Origin of the sequence: Enterobacter sp. CGMCC 5087 (assembly GCF_003144775.1) — a bacterium.
Classification (GTDB): domain Bacteria; phylum Pseudomonadota; class Gammaproteobacteria; order Enterobacterales; family Enterobacteriaceae; genus Enterobacter; species Enterobacter cloacae_M.
The window spans coordinates 1-24,466 of sequence record NZ_QFXN01000030.1 but is presented as its reverse complement, the minus strand read 5'-3'; the positions used below and the strand labels follow the sequence as shown (position 1 = coordinate 24,466).

Genomic DNA, 24,466 nt, shown 5'->3' with positions numbered 1-24,466 from the left:
ATGTCTCTTCGTTCGCTGCGGGCATTGTGCCTGACAAGTTTTTTCATTGCGGATGTCCGCGATGGCCTCGGTCCTTTTCTCGGTATTTTTCTGACCGAACGCCACTGGACCCCCGATGATATCGGCATCCTGATGACGGCCGGTGGGCTGGCGGGACTACTCGCTACGCTGCCGGCGGGATTCATCACCGACACCTCGCGCAGCAAGCGGACCGTGCTGGCGCTGGTGTGCCTGCTCATCACCCTTAGCACGCTCCTGCTCTGGTTTAGCCAGCAGAGCGGCATTGTCGCTGTTTCGCAAATCGTCACCGGTATCTGTGCGGCGTTTGTCGGTCCGCTGATCGCCGGAATTACCCTGGGGCTGACCGGTCAGGGCGGGTTCAGCGCGCAGATGGGCAAAAATGAGGCGTTCAATCACGGCGGCAACTTTGTTACCGCACTGATTGCAGGCGGCATTGCGTGGTACTGGGGCGTCGGCGGGATTTTCCTGCTGATGACCTGTACCACGCTGTTAACGCTCTGCGCGCTGCTTGCCATTCGCAACGGGGATATCGACAACGACGCGGCGCGCGGGCTGTCTTCTTCAGCGAGCCTGCCGGTTCCCGGATTTGCCGTGCTGATAAAAAACCGGGCGCTGTTCGTGACCGGACTGACGCTGCTGCTGTTTCACCTGGCGAACGCCGCGCTGCTGCCGATGCTGAGCATGAGGGTGGCCGCCGCGCCCGCCTCGATCAACCCCGGTTTGTACGCGGCGGGCACCGTTATCATCTCCCAGGCCGTGATGATCCCCGTCGCCATCTGGGTCGCTAACCGAATAGACCGCTACGGCTACTGGCGCTTAATTATGCTGGCGCTGCTGGTGATGCCGGTGCGCGCGGCTCTGGCGGCATCTACGGACGCGCCGATTATGATGATCCCGGTACAAATCCTCGACGGGCTGGCCGCGGGGATTCTGGGCGTCGCGGTACCGTCGTTTATCGTGGTGCTGTTGCGCGGGAGCGGGCACGTCAATGCCGGGCAGAGCGTGGTGATGCTGATGCAGGGGGTTGGGGCATCCATGAGCCCGGCGTTAACCGGCACGATTGCGGGTCATTACTCATTTGCCACAGCATTCAGCGTCCTGAGCGCGATTGCGCTGGTGGCCGTACTGCTATGGTGGTGCTTTGCGCACCGGACCTGGGAAACTGACAGTACGCCGGGTGGGGCATAGACGCCACCCGGCGTCACGCTTACGCCAGTTCGTTAGGGCACGCTTCGCCCTTTTCCAGCTGCTGCAGGTTACCCAGCGTGGTTTCCGAAATGCTGATCAGCGCTTCGGCAGTCAGAAACGCCTGGTGTCCGGTAAACAGCACGTTATGACAGGCAGACAGGCGGCGGAACACGTCGTCCTGGATCACATCATTCGACTTGTCCTCAAAGAACAGATCGCGTTCGTTCTCGTACACATCCATTCCCAGCGCGCCAATTTTCTGGGTTTTCAGCGCTTCGATAGCGGCCTGAGAGTCAACCAGCCCGCCGCGGCTGGTGTTGATGATCATCACGCCATCTTTCATCTGGTCAAACGCCGCCTGGTTAAGCAGGTGGTAGTTCTCCGGCGTCAGCGGACAGTGCAGGGAGATCACGTCAGACTGGGAGAACAGGGTCGGCAGGTCGACGTATTCCACGCCCAGCTCAAGCGCAGCGGCGCTCGGGTACGGATCGAACGCCAGCAGACGCATGCCGAAGCCTTTCAGAATGCGCAGGGCGGCGATGCCGATTTTACCGGTGCCGATCACGCCCGCGGTTTTGCCGTACATGGTAAAGCCGGTCAGCCCCTCCAGAGAGAAGTTGGCGTCACGGGTACGCTGATAAGCGCGGTGAATACGACGGTTGAGCGACATCATCATGCCAATCGCATGTTCCGCGACCGCTTCCGGGGAGTACGCCGGGACGCGTACCACCCTCAAACCCAGCTCTTTCGCCGCGTCGAGATCCACGTTATTAAAGCCCGCGCAGCGCAGGGCGATATACTTCACGCCCTGTTTTTTCAACTCTTCCAGCACCGGACGACTGCCGTCGTCGTTAACAAAAATGCAGACGCCTTCACAGCCGTGCGCCGTTTTGGCGGTTTTTTCGGACAGCAGAAAGTCGAAAAATTCAAGCTCAAACCCGTAAGCCTCGTTAACATGTTGCAGATACTTTTTGTCGTACTGCTTTGTGCTATATACCGCGAGTTTCATAAGACTTTCTCCAGTGATTTTGCATTCACGTTAGCATGATTAAAATTATCTTACAATTTCTAAAATATTATTGAATTCAATAAGTTCTATCAATTATTCTAGAGCATATGTGCACCCTAACTCCATGATATTCTTACTACGAGAAATCTTCGGCGCGGATCTGAACAGGGCATGTTGCGGAAAATGTAGTGGGTAGAGGATGCGAGAAACGCCTGTCTGGATTAGGTTAAAGAATGGCAAGAGGGTATGAAAACTGCAATGCTTCCGGATGTGATGGAAAGATATTAGGAACCGGGTGAGTTTCTGAAAAATATGGAGAATGATACATGTCGCAACAATTGGAGTTGTCCTTATCTCCGCCGATGCTGCACGCCTTGTACTATTTTGTTGTTTCTATTGCGGTTTTATTCTTACTGTTGATGGGGAAACTCAAGGTCGACAGGCTGCGTAAATATCCTCTGTTCATTGCCTATACGCTGTTTGTGATAGCCATTGCAGCCATTCAAATTAACGTTTTTGCCAACGGCTACGCGTTTGTTAGCGGTTTTTTACATATTGATTTTGATCCCTGGCGTTACGACTCGGTGTATTGGGGGGCGTTGATATTCTCCATGCTTTACCTTCTGGCGATGCCTCGGAGCAGGCCCTAGTTTCGCAACTTAACGTTACGGCATCTATCCTTAAACCTGACTTTGACTTCAACTGACTGCCTAAACATGCGACAATGATCGGCACTGCCGGCTTAATTCTTTCGCTAAATCAGGATATTAACTGCCCATGAAGGGTAAATACAAAGCCGCTCTTGCGCTTTTACTGCTGTTCATATTGTTGCCGCTGACGCTGCTGATGACGCTCGCTCAGTGGGTACCGACGCTCGCCGGGATCTGGCTGCCCGTCGGGACGCGCATCGCTTTCGAAGAGAGTCCGACACTTACCCGTCACGCGCTGGTGATCCCCGATCTTCGCTATCTGGTTGAAGACTGCGAAATTGCCCGCATCGATAACGTTACGCTGTCACATCCGAGCCGCTGGAAGCTGGATGTCGGCGCGCTGGATCTCAATTCCGTCTGTTTGAGCAAAATTCCCCAGTCTGCACCCTCAACGGTCGCCCCCAAAACGCTGGCACAGTGGCAGGCGGTATTACCGAATACCTGGATCACGGTTCACCGTCTGACGCTGTCGCCCTGGCAGCAGTGGCAGGGCGAGCTGCGTGCGTCGCTGACGCCGTCCAGTCAGGAGATCGCCTATAAAGGCGAGCAGGTGAGCATTAAAGGCACGCTTCGCGGTCAGACGCTCTCGGTCAGCCAGTTCGATGTACAGCTCCCGGACCAGCCGCAGCCGATTAAGCTGGTGGGCGAGTTTACCCTGCCGCTGGTGCCGGACGGCGTGCCGGTGAAAGGCCACGCGGTCGCGACCTTTAACGTGCCACAGTTAACGTCTCTGGTCGATGCCGATCTGGACTGGGAAGACAATCAGGGACAGCTGGTGGTGATGGCGCGGGACAATCCCGATCCGCTGCTCGACCTGCCGTGGCAGGTCACGGCGGAGCAGCTGAACATCAGCGACGGGCGCTGGAATTGGGATCTCTCGGGGATGCCGCTGAGCGGCCGGGTGTCTCTTCGCGCCGACAACTGGCAGCAGGGGCTCGATAAAACCACCCTGACCGGACGGCTGAATGTGCTTACTCAGGGCGAGGCGGGGAAAGGCAACGCGGTACTGAACATTGGGCCCGGCAGGCTCGGCATGGAAAACAGCGACATGCCCCTGCATCTGAGCGGCGAGGCGAAGCAAAACGATCTTATTCTTTACGCCAAATTGCCCGCAACGCTGACCGGCAGCCTGTATGAACCGCAGCTGGCCTTTGAGCCGGGCGCGCTGCTCCGCTCGCGCGGGCGCATCATTGACTCACTCGATATCGATGAAATCCGCTGGCCGCTGGCGGGCGTGAAGCTGACGCAGAAGGGCGTGGACGGTCGATTACAGGCGATTCTGCGCGCCCATGAAAACCAGATGGGTGATTTTGAACTCCACCTGGACGGCCAGGCCAACGACTTTTTACCTGATAACGGCCTGTGGCAGTGGCGCTACTGGGGGAAAGGCGGCTTTACGCCGATGCATGCCCGCTGGGATGTCGCCGGGAAAGGCGAGTGGCGCGACAATCTTATTGAGCTGACGGCGCTCTCCACCGGTTTTGACAAGCTCCAGTACGGTACGATGGAGGTCAGCAAGCCGCGTCTGGTGCTGGATCGGCCGGTGCGCTGGCTTCGTGACCCCGAAAAACCGACCTTCAGCGGTGTGCTGTCGCTCAACGCCGGGCAAACCCGTTTCTCCGGCGGCAGCGCGTTGCCGCCCTCGGTCCTGACCTTCAGCGTTGACGGCACTGACCCGACCATTTTCCAGTTTAAGGGCGACCTCCATGCGGACAAAATCGGCCCGGTACAGGTGAACGGACGCTGGGATGGCGTGCGCCTTCGCGGGCAGGCCTGGTGGCCAAAACAGTCGCTCACCGTATTCCAGCCGCTGATCCCGCCGGACTGGAAAATGACGCTGCGCGACGGGGAGCTTTACGCGCAGGTCGCCTTCTCGGCGGCGGCCGATCAGGGCTTTGAGGCCGGTGGGCACGGCGTGCTGAAATCCGGCAGCGCCTGGATGCCGGATAACCAGATTAACGGCGTCGATTTTGTGCTGCCGTTCCGATTCAGCGAGGGAACCTGGTCCCTCGGCACGCGCGGTCCGGTCACCTTGCGCATTGGCGAAGTGGAAAACCTGGTGACCGCGCGCAACATTACCGCCGATCTACAGGGGGACTATCCCTGGACGGAGGACAATCCGCTGCTCCTCACCAACGTGAAGGTGGAAACCCTCGGCGGGAAGATCACCATGCAGCAGCTGCGGATGCCTCAGCACGATCCGGCCCTGCTGCGGGTGGACAATATCTCTTCGAGCGAGCTGATCAGCGCCGTCAATCCGAAGCAGTTTGCCATGTCGGGGCCGGTGAGCGGGGCGCTGCCGTTCTGGCTGGACAATGAAAAATGGATCATTAAAGATGGCTGGCTGACCAACCCGGGACCAATGACGCTGCGCATCGACAAAGATACGGCAGACGCCATCGTGAAAGATAATATGGTGGCGGGCGCGGCGATTAACTGGCTCCGCTATATGGAAATTTCGCGTTCGTGGACGAGAATCAATTTAGATAATCTGGGTGAATTGACCATGCAGGCGACCATCAAGGGGACCAGCCGGGTGGATGGCAAAAGCAGCTCCGTCAACCTGAACTATAGCCATGATGAGAATGTCTTTACCCTCTGGCGCAGCCTGCGCTTTGGGGACAACCTGCAAACCTGGTTTGAGCAACATGCGGCGATACCTGCTCCCCGCAGTTTGACTGGCAAGGAAAGTGAGGAACAACAATGAAAAAGATGGCTGGTGTGCTCACCGTTGCCGTTGCCGCGCTACTGACCGGCTGTACGCCGCGCATTGAAGTCGCTGCGCCAAAGGAGCCGATTACCATCAATATGAATGTCAAAATCGAACATGAAATCCATATTAAGGTCGATAAAGACGTTGAAACCCTGCTGAAATCGCGCAGCGATCTGTTCTGAGGATGTCATGAAACGATTAGCTCTGATTTTACTGGCGCTGGGTATGAACGTGCAGGCGGCTGCGCTGACCTTAAACGATGCCCGGGCTCAGGGGCGCGTGGGGGAAACCCTGAGCGGCTATCTTGCCCCGATTCAACAGGACGCGGAAACGCTGGCGCTGGTCAATCGTATCAATGCGGCGCGCGCGGAAAACTACCAGAAGCTGGCTGACAGCAATAATTTGCCGGTCGATGAAGTGGCTAAAATGGCCGGTCAGAAACTGGTTGCCCGCGCGCAGCCGGGCGAATACGTGAAGGGCATTAACGGAAAATGGCTCAAAAAGTAGTTAGCGGTAGCGCCTGCGGTATTCGCCCGGCGAGACGCCAAAACGCTGCTTAAACGCCGTTGAAAAATGGCTATGGTCGGTGAACCCCCAGCTGTAGCCAATCCCCGCCAGCTTTTCATCATCACCGGTAGATTGCAGTGCCTGCGCACAGAGATCCAGACGACGGTTTTTGATGTACTGCGCCACCACCAGCCCCTTCTCGGCAAACATGCGGTAAAGGCTGCGCACGGACATGCCGCTCTCGGCGGCAATCCATTCCGGGCGCAGCGATTCAGACTGAATATGGTCGTCAATCAGCGCCACCACATGCTGGAACTGGCGCTCCTTGCGCGGCTGAATGATTTCACGCTGCTGGAAAGCGGGGCGCAGCAGACAGATCATCGCCTCGAGCGCCGCTTCGCTTTCACGGTCACTCAGGTCGGCATTGCTCATGCTCTCCATCAGCAGGCGATGGCTCAGCTGTACCGTCGGCAAGGTGCGGGAAAGGGCGGTCGCGCAGCTTATCTCCTGGAAGCGACACTGCTGCTCAATAATCTGGCGGGGAACCAGCAGCGAAATCTGGCGGGATTTTTCCCGCCAGTTGATCGAGCAGGGACGCGACGCGTCAATCAGCGTGATATCACCGGTTCTGAGCAGCGCGCGACGGTCATCCTGCTCAATTTCCGCGCTGCCTTCGAGCTGGAACACGGTATAGAACCAGGCATCATTACTCTGAGCGATCTCCTGACGGGAGCGGAACAGGTTAACGCCGCCTGCGGTCACGGTGCTGAGCTTCAGGCTGCGCGCATAGCTGGTCTCCAGCTCGCCGAAGAATTTCCCCCCGGTGGGCTGCGCGTTAAAACGCCCGCAAACCTGGTTAATTTGCGCCAGCCACTGCTGATACTGTTCCTGCTCGCTTGCACACGCCATCGTTTCTCTCACTGCACCGTCAACGTTTTCGCATTGTTGCATTTGTGTTGCATTTTGTCAGAGCTATGAGGCTGACTATAGGAAAGAACACTCACCGGTAACAGCGATATAAGCGGCAATTATCGCGATTTGCGGAGCCTGTCACAGGTGGCAAAGCGAATGTCACAGAGACAAAAGCGAGAACGCAAAACCCCACTTAGACTGGATGGACACCCTGCGAAGAATAACGAAGGAGTATCCTATGTCTGAATCACAGGTGGCCATTCAGCCTGCCGTACAACAATTTTTAGACCGACAGCATGGCCTGTGGATTGAAGGGCGTCAGGCCGCGTCGGAAAGTGAAAAGCGGCTGAACGTCTTCAACCCGGCCACGGGCGAGGTCATTGCCTCAACTGCCGATGCCAGCGTCGACGACGTTGACCGTGCCGTCATGTCCGGCTGGCGCGCGTTTATCGCCCGCAGCTGGGCCGGAAAACTGCCGGCGGAGCGCGAGCGGATCCTGCTTCATTTCGCCGATCTGGTCGAACAGCACAGCGAGGAGCTGGCCCAGCTTGAAACGCTGGAGCAGGGCAAATCCATCAACATTTCCCGCATGTTTGAAGTCGGCTGCACCCTGAACTGGATGCGCTATACTGCCGGGTTGACCACCAAAATTACGGGTAAAACCCTCGACCTTTCCATTCCGCTGCCGCAGGGCGCCCGCTATCAGGCGTGGACGCGTAAAGAGCCGGTTGGCGTGGTGGCCGGGATTGTGCCCTGGAACTTCCCGCTGATGATCGGGATGTGGAAAGTGATGCCTGCGCTGGCCGCCGGCTGCTCTATTGTCATCAAACCGTCAGAGACCACGCCGCTGACCATGCTGCGCGTGGCGGAGCTGGCAAGCGAAGCGGGTATTCCGGACGGGGTGTTCAACGTGGTGACCGGGAGCGGCGCGGTGTGCGGCGCAGCGCTGACCTCGCATCCGCATATTGCAAAGGTGAGCTTTACCGGCTCAACGGCGACGGGTAAGCAAATCGCCCGCGCGGCGGCGGATACGCTAACCGGGGTGACTCTGGAACTGGGCGGGAAAAACCCGGCCATTGTACTGAAAGACGCGGACCCGGCGTGGGTAATCGAAGGCCTGATGACCGGCAGCTTCCTGAACCAGGGGCAGGTGTGCGCGGCGAGCTCGCGCATCTATATTGAAGCGCCGCTGTTTGACACGCTGGTCAGCGGGTTTGAGCAGGCGGTGAAATCCCTGAGCGTCGGGCCGGGCATGTCGCCGGAGGCGTTTATCAACCCGCTGGTGTCGCGCGCGCACTGCGACAAGGTGCAGACCTTCCTTGACGAAGCGAAGTCGCGCAGCGCGGAGCTGATCGTCGGTAACCGGGGGCCGGAAGGCAAAGGCTATTACGTTTCGCCTACGCTGGTGGTGAACCCGGATGCCTCACTGCGCCTGACCCGTGAAGAGGTGTTTGGCCCGGTGGTCAACCTGGTACGCGTCGCCGACGGGGAAGAGGCGCTCCAGCTGGCAAACGACACCGAATATGGCCTGACTGCCAGCGTCTGGACGCAGAATATCAGCAAGGCGCTGGAGTATACCGACCGGCTGCAGGCGGGCACCGTCTGGGTGAACAGCCATACGCTGATTGACGCCAACCTGCCGTTCGGCGGCATGAAGCAGTCCGGCACCGGACGCGACTTCGGTCCGGACTGGCTGGACGGCTGGTGTGAAACCAAATCGGTTTGCGTGCGCTACTAGTAAAAGCAAAAGGCAACCTGGAGGTTGCCTTTTTAGTGTTTGTTCCCTCTCCCATGGGAGAGGGTCAGGGTGAGGGCATCCAGCCGCACCGGGCGAATTTTGCAGGCCGGGTAAGGCGTAGCCGCCACCCGGCTTTAATTAAAGCGACCACCGATCCCGCCCGGCCTCTTTCGCACGATACAGCGCCGCATCGGCGCGGGCGATGATCTCGGTGCCCGCTAACCCTTCCGCCATGCTTGCAATCCCCATGCTCACGGTGACACGATCGCTAACGGTTGACGCGCTGTGCGGTATAGCTTCTGTGCGCAGGCCGTCCTGAATGCGTAAGGCCACCTTTTCTGCGATGTTTTCCGGACAGTTAAACAGGATCACCACAAACTCCTCGCCGCCGTAGCGTGACACCACATCATCAGGCGTGCGCACCGACTGCTTAAGCACCCGCGCCACGCGCGTCAGGCAGTCGTCACCCGCCTGGTGCCCGTAGGTGTCGTTGTAGCGTTTGAAATAGTCGATATCCAGCATGATCACCGAGAAGGTTTTTTTCTGCTCAACCGCGTTCTCCAGCACCACTTCCATTTTCCGGCGATTGGCGGTTTTGGTTAACGGATCCTGATGCGCCAGCGCATCCAGCCTGGAGATCAGCAGCTGATTTTGCTGGTTACGTCGCCAGGCCTCGTCAAACCAGCTCAGCAGGATGAAACGCCCGCAGATCAGGATCAGCGTAAAGACGCTCCAGATAACAAAAAAGTGAAGGTTGAGGCCATCGTTCCGTATCCAGCTTGCTACCGGCAAGGTGATCCAGAGCGGGAGCACAAAGGCGAGTAGCCCTTCAGGATAAAAATAGAGCGCCGTTAAGCCCGCGAGTAATAAAATGACGCACAGCGGCCAGACGTGCGGGAGCAGCAGCTGGGTGATAAACCAGAAGCAGGAGACCGACCAGATGGCGCTGCAGATAAACAGCACCACGCTGATGCCGGCGATGCGTCGCCAGGCCATGAGGATCAGCGCAGCTGAGAGGATGATAATGCCGAGCATGGAGGCATCGACCATTCTCGTCAGCTGCGGCGAGTGGGGATAAAGGGGATCGCTGGTATTAAGCAAAACGTGTCGCAGCAGAATCATCACCGCGAAGCTGATATTCACAAAGGCCAGCCACGGCAGGTTCATCGCCAGCCCGTGCATGACCATAGCATGGCGCGTTGGCCAGGTTGCCCGTTCAAGTGTCGGTTTTTTTCTTTTTTCCATAAAGCCCTTTCCCGTCCGGGGGATAAATCATGCAGGTGAGATATCAGTAACTATAAGCAAGCCAGGACGATCCTCAAACGCTGGGGCAAAAAAAACCGGGCAATTGCCCGGCGGGTGGTTATTTTTCGTCTTTCTTCTTCCCGAGCGTTGGCGTCTCGTCAAAGAAGTTCCACGGTTTAAGCAGGGTATGCACCCATTCCGTCGGCATGATCGGCCACTCCTCCGCGCGGGCGACGTGGGTGGTGCCGGTGGTCATCCAGACCACGTCGTCCTGGTCGTTAAGCGACTCGTTATCTTTGCTGTACTGCCCCAGGCCCGTGTCGTGGATGGAGCGGTTCGGGAATTTTCCTTCAGGGTAGAGCTCATCCGGGTGGTAACGGGTCACCCACAGCTGTTTGTCCATAAAGCTCAGGCGATGGTAAATCCACTCGTCCGGGGCAAATTTCGCGCCGGTCGCCACCGGGTGCGTACCGCCCGCGTAAGGAATAATCTGGTACGAGACCGGGTTGCCCATGCGGTTCTCTTTACTGGTGTTGCTCAGCAGCCGAATGGTGCCCGGGTCGAACTTCTGCGCCGCCTGCTGCTCGGTATTAATATCGTACTGATTGATCTGCATGGTGCTGGTGCGCGGGCCCCCGGCGGTATTCGGCTTCACTTCCGGATCCATCGCCACCAGCTTGTTATTGATGCCGTCCACGTCCATATCAAGACGGAAGTTGTAGATGTGCTGGTGCGTGGTGCCCACGATGTTATGGTCGATCAGCGTGCCGTATTTTGTGTCGTCTTTGGCGGTGGCGTCGTGCATGGTTTTCGCCTGAACGCCTTTCACCGCCTCGATACCCGTTGCGCCGGCGTCAATGCCGATGGTGCCATTTTCATGGAACACCCAGTCAAAGATGTAATCGTAGTTGCCCACGGTACTCACCCAGCGCACCACCAGCTCGCGGCGCTCGGTGCTGACGTTTGGCTGGCCCATCTCCTGATGTTTGTATTCCGGACCGGCGTAGCGTTCGAAAATGGCGATCGCGCGCGGGATCTCCATCGGCGCGCCGGTATAATCCGGGATTGTTTCATTGAGCATCACGGCGTTGGACGGCACGTCTTTACCGCGCACCAGCGGTGAGGTCAGGGTGCCCATACCGTAGTCGCCGGAGTCGAGATAGGCTTTAAAGTACCAGCCCACGTCCGGATCACCATAAGGGACGATCATGCCGCCGAGCGACCCCTGATACATCACCTGGCGCTTTTTGCCGTTGTCGTTATAGGTGACGGTTGAAATCATCGGGCCGACGCGGGAGTCCAGGCTCAGGTGGAAATCCCAGTTCTGCCAGTGCACCATATCGCCGGTGATGGTGTAGTTCTTGCCTTCCGGCTCAGTGATGTTGAGCGGTTTTTTCGGCGTCTCAACGCGGTCGCGTCCATCATAGGGACGCGGGGTCATGGGAACCGGAACAACGGCGCCTTCTTCAATCTTCTGGATCTTTTTCTGTTCAAGATCGACCACGGCCACCAGGTTCTCAATCGGGTGCGCCCAGTAGTTGCCGTCGCCCACGTCCAGGTAGCTCACCACCTTCAGCAGGCGATCTTCCTGCTTCAGGCCGTCTTTACCGTCGAAATAGCCGACGGTCAGCGGCGTGGTAATCACTTTTTTCGGGTCGGTGATGCCGTGTTTTTTAAGCACCTCGGCGAACTCGGTGCTTTCGTTGATGATCTGCTGAACCGCGGTGAAATCATCCAGCAGCACCATGCCGTGCGCGTCTTTTACCGGTTCCCAGCGCAGGATTTTTTTATCCTTCAGGTCTACCACGCTTTCGACAACGTGCTTGCCATCGAGCATGACGATCTTCGCCTGGCGAGGGGCATCCACTGCCGTACCGTTAAGCACAAAGTCCCACACTTTGGCTTTCTCGGGCTCTGCCAGGGCGATCTGGGTAAAGCGGGTATTCGGTTTAAAGTCCGCCGAGGCTTTCACAATCTCAACGGCTTGCTTTATTTCGTCCGCCGTTAGCGCGTTTAACGGGTGAGGGCGTTTTTCAACCTGGAAGGTCTGGTCAAGGCCGGACTGGAAAACATCGTTGATGAAGGTATCGGAAATAAAGGCTTTCTTGCCTTTCATCACCACCGGCACTTCCAGCTTGAGGGTTTTACCGTTGACGATGGCGGTTTTTGCGCCCGGTTTGACCTTCACAAAGGCACCGTCTTTCGCAATGATGAACATCTGTGCGTAATCATCCCACTGAACGTCCGCGCCAAAGTCCTGCAGTGTTTTGTCCATCGGGACCATATGCGCCTCACTGCCGTGGGCGAAAACAGGGGATTGCCAGGCGCAACACAGCGCAACGGCCATGGCCAGCGCCGTTCTACGGGCAGAAAAAGAAGAATTGCTTCCCATCGTAGACCTCATCTTGTTGTGTTTATTGTGTTGTGACAGTCTTATCCTGACAGGCCCATGAGAAAAGCGTTTGCCTGCATCTGCCAGGTTATTTGCCAGTCTTGCCAGGTTAAAAAAAGAGCGGGGATACGTCACATCCCCGAGATAGAGGCTTCATGGGATCAGTAAGGTGATCTATCCAGATAAATACGCACGTCGAACCCAACTGTAGTGAAAGAGTAAATATTTCCGCGAACGCGGAGATAAATATCTCCGTTTGTTACCGTTGCTGTGGCTTTAGCATCGTTGGTAACCATGACAGGTTTGATATCTGATACGTGAGACATAAAATCTTCAGTGCTTTTTTTCGCATCATAGAGATAAAAGTGAAACGTATCTCTGGATAAAGAACTCGCTTCAACCTGGGTTATGTAGAGAGCTAAACGATCATTAACGATAATTTTTTCCTGAAATTTTTCATACACGGTAAACAGATCGCGGAAAGGGTATAAGATAAACCCCAGAAAAATGACAACCGCCACTACGATTCGCCAGTTAAAATCCCGAACGTCGTGCATAATCTATTCCTGCCCTAATCCATAATTGATCAACAGGGTCATCTCCATAAGCACTGGCACCATGATATTTAGCAAATTCTACCGGATCGCTTGTGCCAGCAAGGATCTGCGCAGTACCTGCACCGCGTAGCAGCACTCCATCAGGAATGCCCGCCGCCGCGCCAACCGCACCGTAATGAAAATTTCCAAAGTTAGCGTATTGCGAACGGCCTTGCTTATAGTCCCACGGGCCATGATTTCTCACCATTTGATAAAACCAGATGTACGTCATCATTGAGGGACCGCCATGAAATCGAGCGATGACCATATGGCTGACAACGTCAACGCCCGGGGGCGAAAATGAAGCAATATCGTATGGAGTAGAATATGAAGGCACACGCATAGTTAACGCTCTGCCCAGCTATCGGCGAATCGCAAATTACCGTCGCAATATGTCCAGGTTATTTTGTCGTACCGTAGCTCAACGACTTCAAGATGATTGTGTTTTTCTTTCGTCGGGTCTTTAGTGTCATGCATCAATGGCGTAACGGAAACGACGCGAACATTATCGAGATGCATATTGTAATATTCTGCCTCTTGACCAGCGTCATTTATGCGATACCACCTGAATTCCGCTGTTTTGAGGGTTTGCCCAGTAGCAACGGCTTTCATCAGGTAAGGAGAAGATGAATCAATTTCCTTTTGAAAAACGATTGGCGCATGGTTGCGTTTGCTGGTGATTTTACCGGTCAAAGGATCCGTTGGCAGGCGGAGGTTATGGGTAAAGCCGGTGACTTCAATGCTTCCCTCGCGGTCACGAATATCCACTGAGCCTGTGATTTTTGCGCCGCCGTCGTCCGTTAAGAAAAGATATACGGGTATTGCCATATTCAATTAACCTTCCATGTAATTGCACTTGAAAATATTCACGTCAGAAAATAATAGCCTTGATAATAATATGGTCAATTCGATTACTGTTTCTGGTTGTAACTTATCCAGACCAGGCTGGATGGTTTGGTCTCCCAATGCCATCCAGTTTATGTTTTCTCTTAACGCAACACATCAGCGGATTAAGAGTTAAGGCTCAAGATAAAATATCCCCCTGCTGGCGCGCCACCAGCGTCAGGATGGAGTAGAGCGCCACGGCCTGCTGGTGCTGGTTGAAGATCTCAACCGCCCACTCCACCACGCCGGTCGGTTTTTCCTCCTCGGTACGCTGTTTCTTCAGCGTTTTACGTTTGCAGGTCAGACGCACCTGAATGGTATCGCCCGGCTTAACCGGCTCGATAAAGCGCAGGTTTTCCATGCCGTAGTTAGCAATAACCGGCCCGACGCCTGCATCAACAAACAGTCCCGCCGCAGCGGAGATCAGGAAGTAGCCGTGCACCACGCGCTCGCCGAAGATCGACTCTGCCGCGCCGATCTTGTCCATATGGGCGTAGAAGTGGTCCCCGCTCAGGCAGGCAAAGTTCACAATGTCCGCTTCCGTGAGGGTGCGGCGCGGCGTCAGCAGGCTGTCGCCCGGCTGTAGCTCTTCAAAGTATTTGCGGAACGGATGCACGCGATCTTCCTGCACCGCTGCGCCACGCACCCACTGTTTGCCAATGGCGGCCAGCATCGTCGGGCTGCCCTGAATCGCGGTGCGCTGCAGGTAGTGCTTCACCGCGCGCAGGCCGCCCAGCTCTTCGCCGCCGCCCGCGCGGCCCGGGCCGCCGTGCACCAGCTGAGGCAGCGGGGAGCCGTGGCCGGTAGACTCTTTTGATGATTCCTCGTTAAGGATCTGAATGCGCCCGTGGGCGCGCGCCGCGCCGGCAATAAACTGGCGGGCAATCACCGAATCGGCGGTGACCAGCGTACCCGCCAGGCTGCCGCCGCCCGCGCGGGCAAGCTGCATCGCGTGGCGCGCGTTGCGATACGGCATCAGCGTCGCAACCGGTCCGAAGGCTTCGGTTGAGTGCACCGCCGGGGTTTCGTCCGGCTGCGGGCAGAACAGCAGGGTCGGTGGGAAGAACGCGCCCGGGGCCTGCAGATCCGCTTTGCCACCCAGACGGATCTGGCAGCCAGCGGCGATCAGCTGATTCACTTTCTCCTGCACGTCCGCGCGCTGTTCGGCGTTGACCAGCGCACCCATCTTCACCCCTTCCTGCGCCGGGTCGCCCACCACCACTTTTTCCAGGCGGGCAATCAGCTCCTGGCTCACCGCGTCAATCTGGTTTTGCGGGACGATAATCCGGCGAATGGCCGTACATTTTTGCCCGGCCTTAGCGGTCATCTCGCGGACCACTTCCCGGACGAACAGCGCAAACTCCGGCTGTTCCGGCGAGACGTCTTCCCCCAGCACGCAGCAGTTCAGGGAGTCGGCCTCCATGGTGAACGGAATCGAATTCGCCACAATATTCGGGTGCACGCGCAGGCTTTGCCCGGTGCTGGCGGAGCCGGTAAAGGTCACCACGTCCTGGCTGTCGAGCTGGTCGAGCAGATCCCCCGCGCCGCCGCAGATCAGGCTGATGGCGCCGTCCGGCACCAGTCCGCTGTCCACGATGGATTTCACCATCGCCTGCGTCACCTGCGCGGTCGCGGTAGCGGGTTTAATGATGGCGGGCATGCCGGCAAGCCAGGTTGGTGCCAGTTTTTCCAGCATCCCCCAGCAGGGGAAGTTAAAGGCGTTGATGTGCACCGCCACCCCGGATTTGGAGGTGAGGACGTGGCGCGCCGCAAAGCCGCCTTCTTTCGACAGCGGGATTAACTCGTCTTCCGGCCACAGCGTGTCATCCGGCAGCTCGCGGCTGCCCAGGCTGGCGTATGTGAAGAGGGTGCCAATGCCGCCTTCAATATCCACCCAGCTGTCCGCCTTCGTTGCGCCCGTCTGAGCTGACAGGGCATAAAACGTCTCTTTCTCGCTAAGCAGGTGCTTTGCCACCGCCTTCAGCATGGCCGCACGTTCGATAAAGGTCATCTCGTGAAGCGCTTCGCCGCCGCGCTCAATCGCATAGCGACGGGCGGCCGCCATGTCCAGCCCTTCGCTGGTCACGCTCCACAGCGCTTCGCCACTGATGGCGTGATGAATAGTGCGTTCGCGGCCCCGGCCAGACTGCCAGGTACCGGATAAGAAGCTGGCTAACTGCTGCATCGCTTATCTCCAAATGTTACGTAATTTACCCATTAATAGTTTGATCATGAATCATAAAAATCAAGCTGAGTTTTAATGAATTGTTAACATTGTGATCCGCTCTGATGAAACGCGGCGCGCCAGGACGCTCTCCAGCGCGCCTGTAGTAAAAGCCTTGCGAGCAGTGTCACATAATCAGGAAACAATTCTTGGGGTTATATTTAACCTTTGTGTAACTTTTAAAAAACAAAGTGATTCAACATTACGCTTTAATTTGCAAACTAACGAATCATAAAGGTGATGACGTGACGCAAGAACAACGGTTTGAGCAGCGCATAGCGCAGGAGACGGCGATTGAGCCTCAGGACTGGATGCCTGACGCCTACCGTAAGACGTTGATCCGTCAGATTGGTCAGCATGCGCACTCCGAAATTGTCGGCATGCTGCCGGAAGGGAACTGGATCGCCCGCGCGCCGACGCTGCGCCGAAAAGCGATCCTGCTGGCGAAGGTGCAGGACGAAGCCGGGCACGGGCTCTACCTCTACAGCGCGGCGGAAACGCTGGGCTGCGCGCGGGAAGACATCTACCAGAAGATGCTTGACGGCAGGATGAAATACTCCTCCATCTTCAACTATCCGACCCTGAGCTGGGCCGATATCGGCGTGATTGGCTGGCTGGTGGATGGCGCGGCCATCGTCAACCAGGTGGCGCTGTGCCGCACCTCCTACGGTCCGTATGCCCGCGCGATGGTGAAAATCTGTAAAGAAGAGAGCTTCCACCAGCGCCAGGGCTTTGAGGCCTGCATGGCGCTGGCGCAGGGCAGCGAGGCCCAGCGTCAGATGCTGCAGGACGCCATCAACCGCTTCTGGTGGCCGGCGCTGATGATGTTCGGGCCGAACGACGACAACTCGCCGAACAGCGCCCGCAGCCTGGCCTGGAAAATCAAACGCTTCGGCAATGACGAGCTTCGCCAGCGCTTTGTCGACAACACGGTGCCGCAGGTGGAGATGCTGGGCATGACGGTGCCGGATCCCGACCTGCGATTTGATGAAGAGAGCGGTCATTATCGCTTCGGCGAGATTGACTGGCAGGAGTTTGACGAGGTCATTAACGGGCGCGGCATCTGCAACCACGAGCGCCTGGCCGCGAAACGTAAAGCCTGGGAAGAGGGGGCGTGGGTGCGCGAAGCCGCACTGGCGCACGCGGAAAAACAACACGCCCGCAAAGTGGCTTAAGAGGAATCACGATGAGCAACGTCTACTGGCCGCTGTACGAAGTATTCGTACGCAGCAAACAAGGATTATCCCACCGTCACGTGGGCAGTCTGCATGCCGCCGACGATCGCATGGCGCTGGAAAATGCGCGCGACGCCTACACCCGCCGCAGCGAAGGGTGTTCTATCTGGGTGGTTAAGGCGAGCGAGATTGTCGCCTCCCAGCCGGAAGAGAGCGGTGAGTTCTTCGACCCGGCGGAAAGCAAGGTTTACCGCCACCCGACGTTCTACACCATCCCCGACGGCATCGAGCATATGTGAGGCAAAGAATGAATTCAGTGACTGCCTATGCCCTGCGTCTGGGCGACAACGGTCTGGTGCTTTCCCAGCGTCTCGGCGCCTGGTGCGGCCACGCGCCGGAGCTGGAGATCGATCTCGCGCTCGCCAATATCGGCCTCGACCTGCTGGGACAGGCGCGCAATTTCCTGACCTATGCCGCGGAGCAGGAAGGCCAGGGCGATGAAGACACGCTGGCGTTTGGCCGCGACGAGCGCCAGTTCCGCAACGTCCTGCTGGTGGAGCAGCCGAACGGCAGCTTCGCCGACACCATTGCCCGCCAGTACCTGATGGATGCCTGGAACGTGGCGCTGTATGAACGCCTGACCCAAAGCCGCGACGGCCAGCTTGCCGCCATTGCCGCCAAAGCGGTTAAAGAGGCGCGCTACCACCTGCGCTTCAGCCGCGGCTGGCTGGTGCGTCTGGGCGACGGGACCGAAACGTCCGCGCAAAAAATGCAGCAGGCCATCGACAACCTGTGGCGTTTTACGGCCGAGCTGTTTGAAGCCGATGACGTCGAGCGGGAGCTGATTGAGTCCGGCGTGGCGGTTGACCCGCGCCTCCTGCGTCAGCCGTGGGAAAGCGAAGTCTTTGCCGGTCTCAATGAGGCCTGCCTGCAGGTTCCCGCAGAGGTGGCGTACCGCACCGGGGGCAAGAGGGGGCTGCATACCGAACATCTGGGCCCGATGCTGGCGGAAATGCAGTATCTCCAGCGCGCGTATCCCGGTCAGCAGTGGTAAAGGAGAACGCTATGCAACGCCTCGTCGACATCGCGCCCGCGCAAATCCCGCAGATCTGGTCGCTGCTCAGCCAGATCCCGGACCCGGAAGTGCCGGTATTAACCATCACCGATTTAGGCATGGTGCGCAGCGTGAAGGCGCAGGGGGAAGGCTGGGTCATTGGCTTTACGCCGACCTACTCGGGCTGTCCGGCGACGGAACATCTGCTGGGGGCGATCCGCGACGCGATGACCGCGAACGGCTTTACTCCGGTACACATTGTGCTCCAGCTTGAACCCGCCTGGACCACCGACTGGATGACCGCCGACGCGCGCGAGCGCCTGCGGGCGTACGGCATCAGCCCGCCCGTGGGGCATAGCTGCCACGCACACGTTCCGGCAGAGGTGAGCTGTCCGCGCTGCGCCAGCACCGACACCTCGCTTATCAGTGAATTTGGTTCGACGGCCTGCAAAGCGCTCTACCGCTGCAACACCTGCCGCGAGCCCTTCGACTATTTCAAATGTATTTGAGGCTGCCATGACAACGTTTCATTCATTAACAGTGGCAAAAGTGGAACCCGAAACCCGCGACGCGGTGACTATCACCTTCGCAGTGCCGCAGGCGCTGCAGGAGGCCTACCGCTTCCGTCCCGGCCAGCACCTGACCTTAAAAACGAAGCTTGACGGGGACGAGCTGCGCCGCTGCTACTCCATCTGCCGGAGTACCGCCCCGGGCGAAATCAGCGTGGCGGTCAAGGCGATTGAAGGCGGGCGCTTTTCCCGCTATGCCCGGGATGAGATCAAAGCGGGCATGGCGCTGGAGGTAATGGTTCCTCAGGGACAGTTTGGCTACCAGCCGCGGGCCGAACGCGAAGGCCACTATCTGGCAATTGCGGCAGGCTCCGGGATCACCCCGATGCTGGCGATTATCTCCGCGACGCTGGCGACCGAGCCGAACAGCCATTTCACCCTGATCTACGGCAACCGCAGCAGCCAGAGCATGATGTTCCGCCAGGCGCTGGCGGACCTGAAGGACAAGTACACGCAGCGGCTGCAGCTGGTCTCTATCTTCAGCCAGGAGCGGCTGGACAGCGATCTGCTCTTTGGCCGCATCGACGGGGAAAAGCTGCAGGCGCTGGCGAAAACCCTGATTAACTTCCGCCAGTACGACGAGGCGTTTATCTGCGGCCCGTCGGCGATGATGGACGACGCCGAAGCGACGCTGAAGGCGCTGGGGATGCCGGACAAATCCATTCACCTTGAGCGCTTTAACACCCCGGGGACCACCGCTAAACGCGCGGTGCACGTCCAGGCGGAAGGACAAAAAGTGACCGTGCGCCAGGACGGGCGCGATCGCGAAATCACCCTGACGGCGGACGACGAAAGCATCCTGGATGCCGCCCTGCGTCAGGGGGCGGATCTTCCGTATGCCTGCAAGGGCGGCGTGTGCGCCACCTGTAAATGCAAAGTGCTGCGCGGGAAGGTGGATATGGCGACCAACTACAGCCTGGAGCCGGACGAGCTGGCCGCCGGATACGTGCTGAGCTGCCAGTCGCTGCCGTTAACCGCCGACGTGATTGTCGACTTCGACGCGAAGGGGATGGCATGAGCGAACTGACTGTTACCCGTCATGGCCGCGTGCTGCAGCTGACGCTAAACCGTCCGGCGGCGCGCAACGCCCTCAACAATGCGCTGTTGACGCAGCTTGCGGAACAGCTGGAGGCCGCGGCTTCTGACATCGAGATTTCCGTCTGCGTGATTTACGGCAGCGAGCGCTGCTTTGCCGCCGGGGCCGATCTCAACGAAATGGCGGAGAAAGACCTGCCCGCCACGCTGAACGATATTCGCCCGCAGCTGTGGGCGCGGATTAACGCTTTTCCTAAACCGCTGATTGCCGCCGTGAACGGCTTCGCGCTGGGCGCAGGCTGCGAGCTGGCGCTGCTGTGCGACGCGATCGTTGCTGGCGATAACGCCCGCTTTGGCCTGCCGGAAATTACGCTGGGCATTATGCCCGGCGCGGGCGGCACCCAGCGTCTGATTCGCAGCGTCGGTAAATCCCTTGCCAGCAAAATGGTGCTGACCGGCGAGAGTATCTCCGCGCAGCAGGCGCTGAGCGCCGGGCTGGTGAGCGACGTCTTCCCACCAGCGCTGACGCTGGAGTATGCCCTGAAGCAGGCGGCGCTGATGGCGCGCCACTCTCCGCTGGCGCTGCAGGCGGCGAAACAGGCGCTGCGCCAGTCTCAGGAGGTGCCGCTCCAGGCCGGTCTGGCCCAGGAGCGCCAGCTGTTTACGCTGCTTTCTGCCACCGAAGACCGCCGGGAAGGCATCGACGCCTTCTTACAAAAACGCACCCCCGACTTTAAAGGACGCTAATTGTGGAATGTATTCTCAGTCATGTTGAGCAGGGCGTAATGACCATTACGCTGAACCGTCCGGAGCGTCTGAACAGCTTTAACGACGTGATGCACCAGCAGCTTGCCGAGTGCCTGAAACAGGCCGAGCGTGATGACACCGTTCGCTGCCTGCTGATCACCGGGGCGGGACGCGGCTTTTGCGCCGGTCAGGATCTGAACGACCGCAACGTCGACCCCAACGGCCCGGCGCCGGATCTGGGGATGTCCGTTGAAACCTTCTATAACCCGCTGGTGCGCCGCCTGGCAAAGCTGCCGAAACCGGTCATTTGTGCCGTTAACGGCGTGGCGGCCGGCGCGGGGGCCACGCTGGCGCTGGGGTGTGACATGGTCATTGCCGCCCGTTCCGCCAGCTTCGTGATGGCCTTCAGCAAGCTCGGCCTTGTGCCGGACTGCGGCGGCACCTGGCTGCTGCCGCGCGTGGCCGGACGCGCCCGCGCCATGGGGCTGGCGCTGCTCGGCGACAAGCTCAGCGCCGAACAGGCGCAGGCCTGGGGGATGATCTGGCAGGTGGTGGATGACGAACAGCTCTCCACTACCGCGCAGCAGATGGCGCTGCACTTTGCGTCTCAACCGACCTTCGGGCTGGGGCTGATCAAGCAGGCGATAAACGCCGCGGAAACCAACACCCTGGACACCCAGCTCGATCTGGAGCGCGACTATCAGCGCCTGGCCGGGCGCAGCGACGACTACCGCGAGGGCGTCAGCGCCTTCCTGGCGAAGCGCGCGCCGAACTTTACGGGGAAATAAGATGCTGAACATACGGACTGTCGCCGTGATTGGCAGCGGCACGATGGGCGCAGGGATTGCCGAAGTCGCCGCCAGCCATGGGCATCAGGTGCTGATCTACGACATCTCCAGCGACGCGATATCGCGGGCCATCGACGGGATCCGCCAGCGTCTGGCCTCCCGGGTGACGCGCGGAAAACTCTCCGCCGATGCCGGGAGCCAGATCCTCGCCCGGCTGCTTCCGGTCACGGATATCGAGGCGCTCGCCGCGGCCGATCTGGTCATAGAAGCGGCCTCCGAGCGTCTGGAGGTGAAAAAGGCGCTGTTTGCTCAGCTGGCTGAGATCTGCCCGCCGCAGACGGTGCTGACCAGCAATACCTCTTCCATCTCCGTCACGGCGATTGCGGCGGACGTCCACCACCCGGAGCGCGTCGCAGGGCTGCACTTCTTTAACCCGGCGCCGGTGATGAAGCTGGTGGAGGTGGTCAGCGGGCTGGCGACCTCTCCGGAAGTAGCCGACGCGCTGTGCGAGCTGGCGCTGAACTGGGGTAAACAGCCCGTTCGCTGCCAGTCAACGCCGGGGTTCATCGTCAACCGCGTCGCCCGTCCGTTTTATTCCGAGGCCTGGCGCGCGCTGGAAGAGCAGGTCGCCCCGCCGGAGGTGATTGATGCCGCCCTGCGCGACGGCGGCGGTTTCCCGATGGGGCCGCTGGAGCTGACCGACATGATTGGTCAGGACGTGAATTTCGCGGTGACCTGCTCGGTATTTAACGCCTTCTGGCAGGAGCGTCGTTTTCTGCCTTCGCTGGTGCAGCAGGAGCTGGTGCTGGCGGGAAGGCTGGGCAAAAAGAGCGGGAAGGGCGTCTACGACTGGCAGGGTGACAAACCCGCCGTGCAGTGGGTGCCGGCCGTGAACGACAGCTACAGCCCGATGCGTGTGGAAAGAAGAGGTGACGGTGTCACTGAAATTGATGATGTGTACCTGATCGAAACGCAGGGCGAAACCGCTCAGGCGCTGGCGCTGCGGCTCAACGGCCCGGTGGTGGTGGTGGACCGCATTGAGCACGACGTGGCGGTGATTGCGTCGGCCGCCAGCAACCCGCACACCGCGACGCAAAAGGCCATCCGCTACCTGCAGCAGCAGGGTAACCGGGTGGTGCAAATTGCCGATTATCCCGGCCTGCTGGTCTGGCGCACGCTGGCGATGATTGCCAACGAAGCGCTGGATGCCCTGCAAAAAGGGGTCGCCAGCGAAAAGGACATCGATACCGCCATGCGCCTGGGCGTGAACTACCCGAGCGGGCCGATCGCCTGGGGCGAGCGGCTGGGCTGGCAGCGCCTGCTGACGCTGCTGGAGAACCTGCAGCGTCATTACGGCGAGGAGCGCTATCGCCCCTGTTCACTGCTGCGCCAGCGCGCGCTTCTGGAGAGTAGCTATGAGTCATAACGCCTGGCATAACGCCCGCGCGATGTACGAACGGGACGCCTGCGCGCAAGCGATGGGGATGGACATTGTCGACATGGATGAAGGCTTCGCGGTGGTGACCATGACCATCACCCCGCAGATGCTTAACGGCCACCAAACCTGCCACGGCGGACAGCTTTTTTCGCTGGCAGACACCGCCTTTGCCTACGCCTGCAACAGCCAGGGGCTGGCGGCGGTAGCCTCAGGCTGCTCGATTGATTTTCTGCGTCCGGGCTTTGCCGGGGACACGCTCACTGCCACCGCGCGGGTGATGCACCAGGGCAAGCTGACCGGCGTGTACGACATTGAAATCCAGAACCAACAACAGAAAACCGTCGCCCTTTTTCGCGGGAAATCTCACCGCATCGGCGGCAGCGTGACAGGAGAGGCAGATGCGTGATGCATTTATTTGTGATGGCGTTCGAACCCCGGTGGGGCGCTACGGCGGCGCGCTTGCCGCAGTCCGAACCGACGATCTCGGTGCCGTGCCGCTGCGCGCGCTGCTGGCCCGCTACCCCCAACTCGACCTCGAGCGGATCGACGACGTGATTTTCGGCTGCGCCAACCAGGCGGGGGAAGATAACCGCAACGTAGCGCGCATGTCGTCCCTGCTGGCCGGGCTGCCGCAGACGGTGTCCGGAACCACCATTAACCGCCTGTGCGGATCGGGTCTTGACGCGATTGGTTTTGCGGCGCGCGCCATTAAGGCAGGCGATGGCGAGCTGCTGATCGCGGGCGGCGTGGAGTCGATGTCGCGCGCGCCGTTTGTGATGGGCAAAGCCACCGCCGCGTTTCAGCGTCAAGCGGAAATCTTTGATACCACCATCGGCTGGCGATTTGTGAATCCGCTCATGCATCAGCAATTCGGAACTGACAGTATGCCGGAAACGGCAGAGAATGTAGCTGAATTGTTAAATATCAGCCGTGCCGATCAGGACGCGTTCGCGCTGCGCAGCCAGCAGCGTACCGCGCAGGCGCAGCAGAACGGCATTCTGGCGCAGGAGATTGTGCCAGTACCGGTGCCTGGCAAAAAAGGGGCGGTCACGGAGTTCTGCGTGGATGAACATCCGCGCGCGGACACCACGCTCGAACAGCTCGCCGGGCTCAAAACGCCGTTTCGTAAGAACGGGGCGATCACGGCGGGGAATGCCTCCGGCGTCAACGACGGCGCTGCGGCGCTGATCGTCGCCAGCGAGAAGATGGCGCTGGCGCAGGGATTGGTCCCGCGCACGCGGATCGTGGCGATGGCGACGGCGGGCGTGGAGCCTCGTCTGATGGGGCTCGGTCCGGTCCCCGCCACTCGCAAGGTGCTGGAGCGCGCCGGACTCAGCATTAACGATATGGACGTGATCGAGCTTAACGAAGCTTTCGCCGCGCAGGCGCTGGGCGTGCTGCGTCAGCTGGGCCTGCCGGATGATGCCGCGCACGTTAACCCGAACGGTGGCGCGATTGCGCTGGGCCACCCGCTGGGCATGAGCGGCGCCAGGCTGGCGCTGGCCGCGAGCAACGAACTG

24 protein-coding genes are annotated in these 24,466 nt (G+C 59.0%); 16 read left to right on the top strand and 8 right to left on the bottom strand.

Annotated elements, in window-relative coordinates:
• Nucleotides 1–1,209, top strand: coding sequence for an MFS transporter (locus DEO48_RS02605; protein WP_047174250.1), 1,209 nt, complete (start codon nucleotides 1–3; stop codon nucleotides 1,207–1,209).
• A 19-nt stretch (nucleotides 1,210–1,228) separates the two neighbouring features.
• Here the strand turns inward: DEO48_RS02605 and DEO48_RS02600 are convergent, their stop codons facing one another.
• Entirely contained in the window at nucleotides 1,229–2,218 is a 990-nt protein-coding gene (locus tag DEO48_RS02600; RefSeq protein WP_023311563.1) for a 2-hydroxyacid dehydrogenase, read from the bottom strand.
• Nucleotides 2,219–2,544: 326 nt separating this feature from the next.
• Here DEO48_RS02600 and DEO48_RS02595 point away from each other — a divergent pair, with 326 nt between their 5' ends.
• The 4 genes from DEO48_RS02595 to DEO48_RS02580 all read left to right on the top strand — a co-directional run bounded on the left by DEO48_RS02595 (nucleotide 2,545) and on the right by DEO48_RS02580 (nucleotide 6,148).
• Complete coding sequence (locus DEO48_RS02595; RefSeq protein ID WP_109844281.1) at nucleotides 2,545–2,868, top strand: hypothetical protein; 324 nt, start codon at nucleotides 2,545–2,547, stop codon at nucleotides 2,866–2,868.
• 127 nt (nucleotides 2,869–2,995) lie between these two features.
• Nucleotides 2,996–5,635, top strand: coding sequence for a YdbH family protein (locus tag DEO48_RS02590; RefSeq protein ID WP_109844280.1), 2,640 nt, complete (start codon nucleotides 2,996–2,998; stop codon nucleotides 5,633–5,635).
• Complete coding sequence (locus tag DEO48_RS02585; protein WP_014169918.1) at nucleotides 5,632–5,823, top strand: YnbE family lipoprotein; 192 nt, start codon at nucleotides 5,632–5,634, stop codon at nucleotides 5,821–5,823. Before DEO48_RS02590 ends, DEO48_RS02585 begins: the two co-directional genes overlap by 4 nt.
• A 7-nt stretch (nucleotides 5,824–5,830) precedes the next feature.
• Nucleotides 5,831–6,148, top strand: a complete 318-nt coding sequence (locus tag DEO48_RS02580; protein WP_023311566.1) for a YdbL family protein — start codon at nucleotides 5,831–5,833, stop codon at nucleotides 6,146–6,148.
• Here DEO48_RS02580 and feaR read toward each other — a convergent pair whose 3' ends face one another.
• A complete protein-coding gene (gene feaR / locus DEO48_RS02575) occupies nucleotides 6,149–7,057 on the bottom strand; it encodes a transcriptional regulator FeaR (RefSeq protein WP_033145415.1) in 909 nt (302 codons plus the stop codon).
• 241 nt (nucleotides 7,058–7,298) lie between these two features.
• On the opposite strand from feaR, the gene DEO48_RS02570 reads away from it, so the two are divergent.
• Nucleotides 7,299–8,798, top strand: coding sequence for an aldehyde dehydrogenase family protein (locus DEO48_RS02570; protein ID WP_109844279.1), 1,500 nt, complete (start codon nucleotides 7,299–7,301; stop codon nucleotides 8,796–8,798).
• A 138-nt stretch (nucleotides 8,799–8,936) separates the two neighbouring features.
• Here DEO48_RS02570 and DEO48_RS02565 read toward each other — a convergent pair whose 3' ends face one another.
• From DEO48_RS02565 to paaZ, 6 genes are all read right to left on the bottom strand, one after another.
• A complete protein-coding gene (locus tag DEO48_RS02565; RefSeq protein ID WP_047742015.1) occupies nucleotides 8,937–10,043 on the bottom strand; it encodes a GGDEF domain-containing protein in 1,107 nt (368 codons plus the stop codon).
• Nucleotides 10,044–10,161: 118 nt separating this feature from the next.
• Complete coding sequence (gene tynA / locus DEO48_RS02560; RefSeq protein WP_109844278.1) at nucleotides 10,162–12,435, bottom strand: primary-amine oxidase; 2,274 nt, start codon at nucleotides 12,433–12,435, stop codon at nucleotides 10,162–10,164.
• A 161-nt stretch (nucleotides 12,436–12,596) separates the two neighbouring features.
• Nucleotides 12,597–12,992: a hypothetical protein gene (locus DEO48_RS02555; RefSeq protein ID WP_045398970.1), complete on the bottom strand. Its 396-nt coding sequence runs from the start codon at nucleotides 12,990–12,992 to the stop codon at nucleotides 12,597–12,599.
• Nucleotides 12,970–13,266, bottom strand: coding sequence for a polymorphic toxin type 44 domain-containing protein (locus tag DEO48_RS02550; protein WP_223604042.1), 297 nt, complete (start codon nucleotides 13,264–13,266; stop codon nucleotides 12,970–12,972). The genes DEO48_RS02555 and DEO48_RS02550 overlap by 23 nt, the downstream gene beginning before the upstream one ends.
• 110 nt (nucleotides 13,267–13,376) lie before the next feature.
• Nucleotides 13,377–13,859: an Hcp family type VI secretion system effector gene (locus DEO48_RS02545; protein WP_109844277.1), complete on the bottom strand. Its 483-nt coding sequence runs from the start codon at nucleotides 13,857–13,859 to the stop codon at nucleotides 13,377–13,379.
• A 196-nt stretch (nucleotides 13,860–14,055) separates the two neighbouring features.
• Nucleotides 14,056–16,101: a phenylacetic acid degradation bifunctional protein PaaZ gene (paaZ, locus tag DEO48_RS02540; RefSeq protein ID WP_109844276.1), complete on the bottom strand. Its 2,046-nt coding sequence runs from the start codon at nucleotides 16,099–16,101 to the stop codon at nucleotides 14,056–14,058.
• Between the two features lie 284 nt (nucleotides 16,102–16,385).
• On the opposite strand from paaZ, the gene paaA reads away from it, so the two are divergent.
• The 10 genes from paaA to pcaF all read left to right on the top strand — a co-directional run.
• A complete protein-coding gene (gene paaA, locus DEO48_RS02535) occupies nucleotides 16,386–17,315 on the top strand; it encodes a 1,2-phenylacetyl-CoA epoxidase subunit PaaA (RefSeq protein ID WP_047749457.1) in 930 nt (309 codons plus the stop codon).
• Nucleotides 17,316–17,326: 11 nt separating this feature from the next.
• On the top strand, nucleotides 17,327–17,614 hold the full coding sequence (gene paaB, locus DEO48_RS02530) for a 1,2-phenylacetyl-CoA epoxidase subunit PaaB (protein WP_003857353.1): 288 nt from the start codon (nucleotides 17,327–17,329) through the stop codon (nucleotides 17,612–17,614).
• 8 nt (nucleotides 17,615–17,622) lie between these two features.
• A complete protein-coding gene (gene paaC / locus DEO48_RS02525) occupies nucleotides 17,623–18,369 on the top strand; it encodes a 1,2-phenylacetyl-CoA epoxidase subunit PaaC (protein ID WP_109844275.1) in 747 nt (248 codons plus the stop codon).
• Between the two features lie 11 nt (nucleotides 18,370–18,380).
• Nucleotides 18,381–18,878: a 1,2-phenylacetyl-CoA epoxidase subunit PaaD gene (gene paaD, locus DEO48_RS02520; RefSeq protein WP_032657425.1), complete on the top strand. Its 498-nt coding sequence runs from the start codon at nucleotides 18,381–18,383 to the stop codon at nucleotides 18,876–18,878.
• A 7-nt stretch (nucleotides 18,879–18,885) separates the two neighbouring features.
• A complete protein-coding gene (paaE, locus tag DEO48_RS02515) occupies nucleotides 18,886–19,956 on the top strand; it encodes a 1,2-phenylacetyl-CoA epoxidase subunit PaaE (protein WP_109844274.1) in 1,071 nt (356 codons plus the stop codon).
• The gene (gene paaF / locus DEO48_RS02510) at nucleotides 19,953–20,720 is read left to right on the top strand and encodes a 2,3-dehydroadipyl-CoA hydratase PaaF (protein ID WP_047174259.1); all 768 of its coding nucleotides are present in this window, start codon (nucleotides 19,953–19,955) and stop codon (nucleotides 20,718–20,720) included. Before paaE ends, paaF begins: the two co-directional genes overlap by 4 nt.
• Entirely contained in the window at nucleotides 20,720–21,508 is a 789-nt protein-coding gene (gene paaG, locus DEO48_RS02505) for a 2-(1,2-epoxy-1,2-dihydrophenyl)acetyl-CoA isomerase PaaG (protein ID WP_109844273.1), read from the top strand. Before paaF ends, paaG begins: the two co-directional genes overlap by 1 nt.
• Nucleotide 21,509: 1 nt before the next feature.
• On the top strand, nucleotides 21,510–22,934 hold the full coding sequence (paaH, locus tag DEO48_RS02500; RefSeq protein WP_109844272.1) for a 3-hydroxyacyl-CoA dehydrogenase PaaH: 1,425 nt from the start codon (nucleotides 21,510–21,512) through the stop codon (nucleotides 22,932–22,934).
• Nucleotides 22,924–23,352 (top strand): hydroxyphenylacetyl-CoA thioesterase PaaI, encoded by a 429-nt coding sequence (gene paaI / locus DEO48_RS02495; RefSeq protein ID WP_109844271.1) that lies wholly within the window; start codon nucleotides 22,924–22,926, stop codon nucleotides 23,350–23,352. Before paaH ends, paaI begins: the two co-directional genes overlap by 11 nt.
• The coding region (gene pcaF, locus DEO48_RS02490) for a 3-oxoadipyl-CoA thiolase (RefSeq protein WP_109844270.1) at nucleotides 23,345–24,466 on the top strand (1,122 nt) is incomplete at its 3' end. The genes paaI and pcaF, both read left to right, overlap by 8 nt.

Coding starts and splice junctions, on each gene's coding strand:
- DEO48_RS02605 (WP_047174250.1), top strand. CDS start 1: ATGTCTCTTCGTTCGCTGCGGGCATTGTGCCTGACAAGTTTTTTCATT.
- DEO48_RS02600 (WP_023311563.1), bottom strand. CDS start 2,218: ATGAAACTCGCGGTATATAGCACAAAGCAGTACGACAAAAAGTATCTG.
- DEO48_RS02595 (WP_109844281.1), top strand. CDS start 2,545: ATGTCGCAACAATTGGAGTTGTCCTTATCTCCGCCGATGCTGCACGCC.
- DEO48_RS02590 (WP_109844280.1), top strand. CDS start 2,996: ATGAAGGGTAAATACAAAGCCGCTCTTGCGCTTTTACTGCTGTTCATA.
- DEO48_RS02585 (WP_014169918.1), top strand. CDS start 5,632: ATGAAAAAGATGGCTGGTGTGCTCACCGTTGCCGTTGCCGCGCTACTG.
- DEO48_RS02580 (WP_023311566.1), top strand. CDS start 5,831: ATGAAACGATTAGCTCTGATTTTACTGGCGCTGGGTATGAACGTGCAG.
- feaR (WP_033145415.1), bottom strand. CDS start 7,057: ATGGCGTGTGCAAGCGAGCAGGAACAGTATCAGCAGTGGCTGGCGCAA.
- DEO48_RS02570 (WP_109844279.1), top strand. CDS start 7,299: ATGTCTGAATCACAGGTGGCCATTCAGCCTGCCGTACAACAATTTTTA.
- DEO48_RS02565 (WP_047742015.1), bottom strand. CDS start 10,043: ATGGAAAAAAGAAAAAAACCGACACTTGAACGGGCAACCTGGCCAACG.
- tynA (WP_109844278.1), bottom strand. CDS start 12,435: ATGGGAAGCAATTCTTCTTTTTCTGCCCGTAGAACGGCGCTGGCCATG.
- DEO48_RS02555 (WP_045398970.1), bottom strand. CDS start 12,992: ATGCACGACGTTCGGGATTTTAACTGGCGAATCGTAGTGGCGGTTGTC.
- DEO48_RS02550 (WP_223604042.1), bottom strand. CDS start 13,266: ATGATGACGTACATCTGGTTTTATCAAATGGTGAGAAATCATGGCCCG.
- DEO48_RS02545 (WP_109844277.1), bottom strand. CDS start 13,859: ATGGCAATACCCGTATATCTTTTCTTAACGGACGACGGCGGCGCAAAA.
- paaZ (WP_109844276.1), bottom strand. CDS start 16,101: ATGCAGCAGTTAGCCAGCTTCTTATCCGGTACCTGGCAGTCTGGCCGG.
- paaB (WP_003857353.1), top strand. CDS start 17,327: ATGAGCAACGTCTACTGGCCGCTGTACGAAGTATTCGTACGCAGCAAA.
- paaC (WP_109844275.1), top strand. CDS start 17,623: ATGAATTCAGTGACTGCCTATGCCCTGCGTCTGGGCGACAACGGTCTG.
- paaD (WP_032657425.1), top strand. CDS start 18,381: ATGCAACGCCTCGTCGACATCGCGCCCGCGCAAATCCCGCAGATCTGG.
- paaE (WP_109844274.1), top strand. CDS start 18,886: ATGACAACGTTTCATTCATTAACAGTGGCAAAAGTGGAACCCGAAACC.
- paaF (WP_047174259.1), top strand. CDS start 19,953: ATGAGCGAACTGACTGTTACCCGTCATGGCCGCGTGCTGCAGCTGACG.
- paaH (WP_109844272.1), top strand. CDS start 21,510: ATGCTGAACATACGGACTGTCGCCGTGATTGGCAGCGGCACGATGGGC.
- paaI (WP_109844271.1), top strand. CDS start 22,924: ATGAGTCATAACGCCTGGCATAACGCCCGCGCGATGTACGAACGGGAC.